Source organism: Streptomyces sp. NPDC059900, assembly GCF_050270335.1.
Lineage (GTDB): Bacteria > Actinomycetota > Actinomycetes > Streptomycetales > Streptomycetaceae > Streptomyces.
In genome coordinates this window covers 1-1,258 of record NZ_JBNNJZ010001115.1, presented here as the reverse complement: position 1 = coordinate 1,258, position 1,258 = coordinate 1, and the positions used below count along the sequence as shown (strand labels likewise).

1 rRNA gene is annotated in these 1,258 nt (G+C 48.4%); it reads left to right on the top strand.

The features are described 5' to 3' along the window. Positions 1 to 420: 420 nt before the first annotated feature. Positions 421 to 1,258: ribosomal RNA gene (locus tag ACQKIP_RS47705) — 16S ribosomal RNA — on the top strand; the annotation flags it as partial.

Here is a 1,258-nt window from a genome sequence, read left to right as displayed (position 1 = left end):
GGTCTGGCTTGTCCGGTTTAATGATATTAATCAGTTCCTCTTTGTAGTAATACATAACACGCCTCATTTCTTCTTAAGAGATTTTCTTATATTATTTGTAAGATGAGATAAAATATATACATGATAAGCATGGGAAGGCGTGAAAGAAGAAAATAAAAAAATACAGGAAAAGTGTTGACCAAATAAAACAGGCATGGTATATTATTAAACGTCGCTGATGCGCTTCAACAAAAAGCTCACAGCGGCGGAGAAATAAAAACAAAAAAACATTTGACAGCAACTTTCTGAAATGTTATACTGAAAAAGTCGCCTCAAGATGAGGTTGAGATGATCTTTGAAAACTAAACAAGACAAAACGTACCTGTTAATTCAAAGTTTTAAATAAATCGCACAGCGATGTGCGTAGTCAGTCAAACTACTTTATCGGAGAGTTTGATCCTGGCTCAGGACGAACGCTGGCGGCGTGCCTAATACATGCAAGTCGAGCGGACAGATGGGAGCTTGCTCCCTGATGTTAGCGGCGGACGGGTGAGTAACACGTGGGTAACCTGCCTGTAAGACTGGGATAACTTCGGGAAACCGGAGCTAATACCGGATACGTTCTTTCCTCGCATGAGGAAAGATGGAAAGACGGTTTCGGCTGTCACTTACAGATGGGCCCGCGGCGCATTAGCTAGTTGGTGAGGTAACGGCTCACCAAGGCAACGATGCGTAGCCGACCTGAGAGGGTGATCGGCCACACTGGGACTGAGACACGGCCCAGACTCCTACGGGAGGCAGCAGTAGGGAATCTTCCGCAATGGACGAAAGTCTGACGGAGCAACGCCGCGTGAGTGAAGAAGGCCTTCGGGTCGTAAAGCTCTGTTGTTAGGGAAGAACAAGTGCCAGAGTAACTGCTGGCACCTTGACGGTACCTAACCAGAAAGCCACGGCTAACTACGTGCCAGCAGCCGCGGTAATACGTAGGTGGCAAGCGTTGTCCGGAATTATTGGGCGTAAAGGGCTCGCAGGCGGTTTCTTAAGTCTGATGTGAAAGCCCCCGGCTCAACCGGGGAGGGTCATTGGAAACTGGGGAACTTGAGTGCAGAAGAGGAGAGTGGAATTCCACGTGTAGCGGTGAAATGCGTAGAGATGTGGAGGAACACCAGTGGCGAAGGCGACTCTCTGGTCTGTAACTGACGCTGAGGCGCGAAAGCGTGGGGAGCGAACAGGATTAGATACCCTGGTAGTCCACGCCGTAAACGATGAGTGCTAAGTG